The organism is Nocardia neocaledoniensis (assembly GCF_029868625.1).
In the GTDB taxonomy this organism is placed as follows: Bacteria; Actinomycetota; Actinomycetes; order Mycobacteriales; family Mycobacteriaceae; genus Nocardia; species Nocardia neocaledoniensis_A.
In genome coordinates this window covers 1-7122 of record NZ_JARWOJ010000245.1, presented here as the reverse complement: position 1 = coordinate 7122, position 7122 = coordinate 1, and the positions used below count along the sequence as shown (strand labels likewise).

At 67.7% G+C, this 7122-nt stretch carries 4 protein-coding genes; 1 reads left to right on the top strand and 3 read right to left on the bottom strand.

The window, feature by feature from the left end; genetic code table 11:
* Together narH and QH270_RS19025 are read right to left on the bottom strand one after the other, a co-directional pair.
* A partial coding sequence (narH, locus tag QH270_RS19030) for a nitrate reductase subunit beta (RefSeq protein ID WP_280344212.1) occupies positions 1-1738 on the bottom strand: 1738 nt, incomplete at its 3' end.
* A gap of 11 nt (positions 1739-1749) precedes the next feature.
* Positions 1750-5460, bottom strand: coding sequence for a nitrate reductase subunit alpha (locus QH270_RS19025; protein WP_280344210.1), 3711 nt, complete (start codon positions 5458-5460; stop codon positions 1750-1752).
* A gap of 491 nt (positions 5461-5951) precedes the next feature.
* Here QH270_RS19025 and QH270_RS19020 point away from each other — a divergent pair, with 491 nt between their 5' ends.
* On the top strand, positions 5952-6758 hold the full coding sequence (locus QH270_RS19020) for a helix-turn-helix transcriptional regulator (protein WP_280344207.1): 807 nt from the start codon (positions 5952-5954) through the stop codon (positions 6756-6758).
* On the opposite strand, the gene QH270_RS19015 is transcribed toward QH270_RS19020, so the two are convergent.
* The gene (locus tag QH270_RS19015) at positions 6755-6991 is read right to left on the bottom strand and encodes a hypothetical protein (RefSeq protein ID WP_280344205.1); all 237 of its coding nucleotides are present in this window, start codon (positions 6989-6991) and stop codon (positions 6755-6757) included. The genes QH270_RS19020 and QH270_RS19015 overlap by 4 nt on opposite strands.
* Positions 6992-7122: the final 131 nt, after the last annotated feature.

Genomic DNA, 7122 nt, shown 5'->3' with positions numbered 1-7122 from the left:
CGCGATCTCTCCCACCTTCACACCACGTAGGAGTATCGGTGAACCCACTAGCAGACTTCCCGCCTGGGGGGGGGTGGGGGGGGGGGGGGGCGGCCCCCCCCCCCCCCCCCCGGGGCCCGGCGCCGTTGCCGTTGTGGCCGTTGCCGTTTCCGTTTCCGTTCGGGACGAGTCCGTTCGTCGAGCGCCCGTCCCAGTTGAGCAGGTTGATCCGCCCCGACTTCTCCGCCGGCGCGGCCTGATTGGTGTCGGCCAGCGAGAACTTCTCCACCACCTGGTCGAAGGCGGTCATGCCCGGCCCGCCGTCGGTGTCGAGCGAGCAGCCGGTGGCCAGCGAATCCAGTTCGTGCGCACGGGAAGTGGCGCCGGAGGGAATCACGTAGCGGTGCTCGTACTTGGCGATCGCGAGCAGCCGGTACATGGCTTCGATCTCCTCCGGCTCCAGCCCGATCGACGGCGCGATGCCGGGCTCGGGTTCCTCACCGAGGTTGACCGAGCGCATGAACGCGCGCATGCCGGCCAGGCGTTGCAGCGAGGCGCGCACCGGCCCGATCTCCCCGGCGGTGAACAGCTCGGCCAGGTACTCGATCGGGATGCGCAGCGCGTCGATGGCGCCGAACAGGTTGCCCGCGTCCTCACCGTCGTGGCCGGTCTCGCTGAGCACGTCCACCACCGGCGACAGCGGCGGCACGTACCAGACCATCGGCATGGTGCGGTATTCCGGATGCAGCGGCAGCGCCAGCTGGTAGTCCACGATCAGCTTGTAGACCGGCGAATCCTGTGCCGCCTGAATCCATTCCGGCGAGATGCCGGCCTTCTCGGCCTCGGCGATCACGCGCGGGTCGTGCGGGTTGAGGAACACCCCGAGCTGGGACGGGTAGAGATCCTTGTCGTCGGTCACCGAGGCCGCCTCGAGCACCGCGTCGGCGTCGTAGAGCATCACGCCGATGTAGCGCAGCCGCCCGACGCAGGTCTCCGAGCACACGGTCGGGATGCCGACCTCCACGCGCGGGTAGCAGAAGGTGCACTTCTCCGCCTTGCCCGTCTTGTGGTTGAAGTAGATCTTCTTGTACGGGCAGCCGGTGATGCACTGACGCCAGCCACGGCATTTGTCCTGGTCGACCAGGACGATGCCGTCCTCCTCGCGCTTGTAGATCGCGCCGGACGGGCACGACGCGGCGCACGAGGGGTTCAGGCAGTGCTCGCAGATGCGCGGCAGGTAGAACATGAAGGTCTCTTCGAACTCCAGTTTCACCTTGTCCTCGAGCTTGCCGAGCAAGGGATCCTTGCCGACCGCCTCCGGACCCGAACCCAGGTCGTCGTCCCAGTTGGCGCCCCAGGTGACCTTCGTGTCCTCGCCCGTGATCAGCGACTTCGGCCGCGCGACCGGGGTGGTGTCGGTGGGCGGGGAGGCCAGCAGGTTGTCGTAGTCGTAGCTCCACGGCTCGTAGTAGTCCTCGACCGTGGGCAGGTCCGGGTTGGCGAAGATGTTCATCAGGCGCTTGAACCGCGAGCCCGACTTCAGCGACAGCTTGCCACGCTTGTTCAGCGTCCAGCCGCCCTTCCACTTCTCCTGATCCTGGTACTGGCGCGGATAACCCTGTCCGGGACGGGTTTCCACATTGTTGAACCAGACGTACTCGGTACCGCCACGGTTGGTCCACGCCTGCTTGCAGGTCACCGAGCAGGTGTGGCAGCCGATGCACTTGTCCAGGTTCATGACCATGGCGAGCTGAGCCATTACGCGCATGATTAGTACTCCACGTTCTGGTTGCGGCGGCGAATGGTCGTGACCTCATCGCGCTGGTTTCCGGTGGGTCCGTGGTAGTTGAGAGCGAAGGACTGCTGGGCGTAGCCACCGATCAGGTGCGAGGGTTTGATCAGCACCCGGGTCAGGGCGTTGTGGATACCACCGCGCTTGCCCTTGGACTCCTTGGTGGTCTGCTCGGTGCCCTCGATGCGCGGCACGTCCACCGCGCGGTCCTGGGCGTGGTACATGAAGACCGTGCCCTCCGGCATGCGGTGCGACACGATGGCCCGGGCGACGACGATGCCGTTGCGGTTGACCGCCTCGATCCAATCGTTGTCGGCCACACCGATCTTGGCGGCGTCGCGGTCCGACATCCAGATCGTCTGCCCGCCGCGCGAGAGCGTCAGCATGTGCAGGTTGTCCTGGTAGGCGGAGTGGATCGACCACTTCGAGTGCGGGGTCAGGTACCGGACGGTGACGCCGCTGCCGCTCACATTGCCGATGCTCGGCTCGGCGAACAGCGCGGTCATGTCCAGCGGCGGCCGGAAGATCGGCAGCTGCTCGCCGAGTTCGATCATCCAGTCGTGGTCGAGGTAGAAGTGCTGTCGCCCGGTGAGCGTGTGCCACGGCTTGAGCCGCTCGACATTGATCGTGAACGGCGAGTACCGGCGGCCACCGCTCTCGCTGCCCGACCATTCCGGCGAGGTGATCACCGGAACCGGCCTGGCCTGGGTGTCGGCGAACGAGATCCGTTTGCCCTCGGCCTCTTTGGCGAGGTCGGCCAGTTCGGTGCCGGTGCGCCGCTCCAGCGCCTCGAAGCCCTCGACCGCCAGGCGGCCGTTGGTGGTGCCCGACAGCGCGAGAATGGCCTCGGCGGCGTGGGTGTCCTTGGCCAGCGAGGGCCGTCCCGCCGCGATCCCGGAGACGATGGTGCCGTTCTGCCCGGCCAGGTATTCGACCTCGGCGTCGGGGTGGGTGGTGATGCCCTTGGTGGTCACGCCGAGCGTGTCGACCAGCGGACCGAGGGCGGCGAGCTTCTCCGCGATCTTGGTGTAGTCCCGCTCGATCTCCACGATCTTGGGCATCGTCTTGCCCGGAATCGGCTCGCACTCACCGGCTTTCCAGTCCAGCACCTTGCCGCCGGCCTGCGCGAGCGCGTCCGGCGAGTCGTGCTGCAACGGCACCGCGACGATGTCCTTGCGGGTGCCGAGGTGCTTCTCGGCCAGCCAGGAGAACCCGCGGGCGATCCGGTGGAACGCCTCGAAGTCGGTCTTGGCCTCCCACGGCGGGGAGATGGCCGGCGAGAACGCGTGCACGAAGGGGTGCATGTCGGTGGAGGACAGGTCGTGCTTCTCGTACCAGGTGGCGGCGGGCAGCACGATGTCGGCGAACAGGGTGGTGCTGGTCATGCGGAAGTCCAGTGCCAGCAGCAGATCCAGCTTGCCCTCGGCGCCTTCCTCCCGCCATTCCAGTTCCTGCGGGCGCACGCCGGTGGCGTCGGTGGTCTGCAGGTTGGAGCCGCAGCCGAGCAGATGCTTCTGGAAGTACTCGTTGCCCTTGCCGGAGGACCCGAGCAGATTGGCCCGCCACACGGTGAGCACGCGCGGGAAGTTCTCCGGGGCGTCGGGGTCCTCGCAGGCGAAGCGCAGATCACCGGACTTCAGCTGGGAGACAACGTGTTCAGCCGGCGTCGCGCCCGCCGCGGCGGCCTCGTCGCTGAGGTCGAGCGGATTGCGGTTGAACGTCGGGTAGCTCGGCATCCAGCCCAGGCGGCTGGCAAGGGCGATGTTGTCGGCGGCGGTGCGCCCGGCGAACGTGCCCTTGCCCAGCGGCGAGGCGAAGGCGTCGGAGGTGAACGGGTCGTAGCGCCACTGGTCGTTGGTCAGGTACCAGAAGACCGTGCCCTGCATCTGCCGCGGCGGCCGCTGCCAGTCCGACGCCGAGGCCAGCGTGGCCCAGCCGGTGACGGGACGGCACTTCTCCTGGCCGACGTAGTGGGCCCAGCCGCCGCCGTTCTTGCCCTGACAGCCGGTCAGCAGCGTCAGGGTGAAGAAGGCGCGGTAGATCTGGTCGGAGTGGAACCAGTGGTTGGTTCCGGCGCCCATCAGGATCATCGAGCGACCGCCGGAACGTTCGGCGTTGTCGGCGAATTCGCGCCCGATCCGCGCCGCCTGTACGGCGGGCACGCCGGTGATGGTCTCCTGCCAGGCCGGGGTGTAGGGCGAGTCGGCGTCGTCGTAACCCTTGGCCCACTCGCCGGGCAGCCCGTCGCGGCCCAGTCCGTACTGGGCGAGCAGCAGGTCGAACACGGTGGTGACGCGGTGGCCCGCGACGATCTTGGTCGGCACACCGCGGCGGATCGTCTCGGCGGCGTCGGTGTCGAAGCGCGGCAGGGCGATCTCGGCGGGGGCGTCGTCGGAATGGCCGAGCAGGGTCAGTAGCGGGTCGACGCCCTCGAGGTCGAGGTTCCACTTGCCCGCGCCGGCCTCGCCGAAGCGGTGGCCGAGGGAACCGTTGGGCACCACCGGGTTACCGGCCTGATCGAGCAGCACCGGCTTGTGCTCGACGCCTTCCCCGGTCCGGCCGAGGTCGGCCGCGGTGAGGAACTTGCCGGGCAGGGCGCCGCCCTGATCCGCCGCCTCGTCGAGGCGGATCAGGAACGGCAGGTCGGTGAACTTCTTGATGTAGTCGAGGAACATCGGAGTCTGCTTCTCGAGGAAGAACTCCTTGAGCACCACGTGACCCATGGCCATCGCCAGCGCCGCGTCGGTGCCTGGGCGCGCGGCCACCCACTCGTCGGCGAACTTGGTGTTGTCGGCGTAGTCGGGGGAGACCACCACGACCTTCTGGCCCCGGTAGCGGGCCTCGGTCATGTAGTGCGCGTCGGGGGTGCGGGTCACCGGGACGTTGGAGCCCCACATGATCAGGTAGCCGGCGTCGAACCAGTCGGCCGATTCGGGGACGTCGGTCTGATCGCCGAACACCTGCGGCGAGGCGACCGGCAGGTCCGCGTACCAGTCGTAGAACGACAGCATGTAGCCGCCGATCAGGGACACGAACCGGGCGCCGGTGGCATGGCTGACCATCGACATGGCCGGGATCGGCGAGAAACCGGCGACGCGGTCCGGCCCGTACTGCTTGATCGTGTACACGTGCGCGGCGGCGGCGATCTCGGCCGCCTCCCACCACTCGGCCCGCACGAATCCGCCCTTGCCGCGCGCCTTCTTGTACGCCTTGGACTTGCTCGGGTCCTCGACGATCGACTCCCAGGCGAGTACCGGATCCTTGAGCGTCGCCTTGGCCTCGCGGTACAGCTCGAGCAGGGTCCCGCGCACATAGGGATAGCGCACGCGGGCGGGGGAGTAGGTGTACCAGGAGAACGACGCGCCACGCGGGCAGCCGCGCGGTTCGTACTCCGGCTTGTCCGAGCCCACCGACGGATAGTCGGTCTGCTGCGATTCCCAGGTGATCACGCCGTCCTTGACGTAGATCTTCCAGGAGCACGAGCCGGTGCAGTTCACGCCGTGGGTCGAGCGCACCACTTTGTCATGGGACCAACGGTCCCGATAGAAGGCGTCCGCGTCGCGACCGCCGACCTTGTAGACCGACCGGTGGTCGGGCGAGACCTCGCCACGCTGAAAGTACTTTCCGACATTCAGCAGGGTGTCGCCGAAATCGGTGGGCGACGGACCATGAGTGCGCGAATTAACCACGACGCCCCCTTCGAGCTGTGCATTCGGGCTGTTAGCGGCAACTGTAAGGAGGCGCCGGGCTTCGGCAAAACAAACTTTTCACATCCTCGGCGGCCCCGTGGTGAGCTGTGAGGTCGGCGAAATCTCGTGGTCACGGGCCCGCGCCGCGGCGGTCGCGGGGAATCGGGACCGACCAGGGTGAATGCGATCCGAGCAGGCGCGACGGGGCTGCCGGGGAGCGTGTCGGGGCCGCGACGGTGATGCTTACGAAACCGCCGCTTCTCGGGCGGTTTACATTTGTTTACACATCCGGCGGGCCCGCTGAACAGGGCGGATGTGACGGTCCGCACATCTGAACCGGCGTGCGCGCGGTGCCCTCGGCGATGTTGCCGAGGGGTAGCTCTCGTTTGGTTGTCGCGTCAATATAAAGAAACGGCAACTTTCCCGTTCGGCGATTGGTTCGGGGTTTGAACCTGAACCAGGATGGTGCCGTGCAGACAGGGAGGGTTGCGGTGCTATCGAAGTCAACGACCGATGGTCCGGAAGGATCGCCGAAGCCGCCGACACTTGGCGGGTTGCTGCGCCGCCTGCGCGATGATCGCCGGATCTCCCGGGAGAAGCTGGCCTTCGCGGCCGGGGTCAGCTCCAGCTACATCACCCACCTGGAGAGCGGCGATCGGGAACGGCCCACGCAGGTCGTCGTCGAGGCGCTGGTGCGCTATCTCGACCGCATCGAGCCGGTGACCGATATCGAACGCAGGCACCTGTTCGATCTGGCCGGGCTGGCGCCGATCGACAATCCCTCGGTCGAGGAGCTGCGGGCCGAGATCAACGACGAGATGCGCCGGACGCTGGCCCTGCAGGAGCCCAACCTGGCGGCCTATGTCGACACGCGCTGGAATGTGCTGGCGGGCAACGACTCCTACAATCACGCCTTCCCGGGTCTGGTCGAGGACGCCAACATTCTGCGCTGGTTCTTCGGTAATCCCCTCTCGCGCAAGGTGATGGTGGAGTGGGAGAAGGAATCCACCCTGACTGTGCACTGGTTGCGCGGCCTCATCGGGCAGCAGGGTGGGGCGGACTGGTCTGCCGAGTTGCTCGAGGAACTGGCGCAGTACCCCGACTTCCGGCGGATCTGGGACGACGGCGACACCGTGTACGGCCGCGAGCACACCGCCATGCGGCTGTGCGACCTGCACACCGGTGAGCACTACACCGTCGACGTCCAACTGTTCCGCCTCGATTCCGTCGCCTATCCCGGCCGCATCCAGTACTACCTGGCCGTTCGCGGCCCGGCGGGCGACCCGACCATCACCTAGATCCCGGCCACCGCGACCGGGGCCGCGAGTTCTGGCGTGCCCGCCGCGACGAGCTCGAGCAGCGCGGCGGCCACCTGCTCGGGATGGGTGAGCGCGCACCCGTGACCGGCGCCGGCGATCGTGTGCACCCCCGTGGCGCCCGGGAGGCCGCGCGCCCGGCGCGCGCCCGACGCGGCCGTGGGGCTGCGCTCGGGCTCGCCGCGCCGGACGCGCGCGGGTGGGGGGGGGTTCACCCGTGTAAAGGTAGTAATTGGTCGGATTTTTCTTAAACACGCTGGTGCTGCCCGCGCACGTCCGCGCCGACGACCCCTTCGCGGATCTGCTCGACCAGATCCGGGCGAACGACCTCGATGCCTTCGACCAC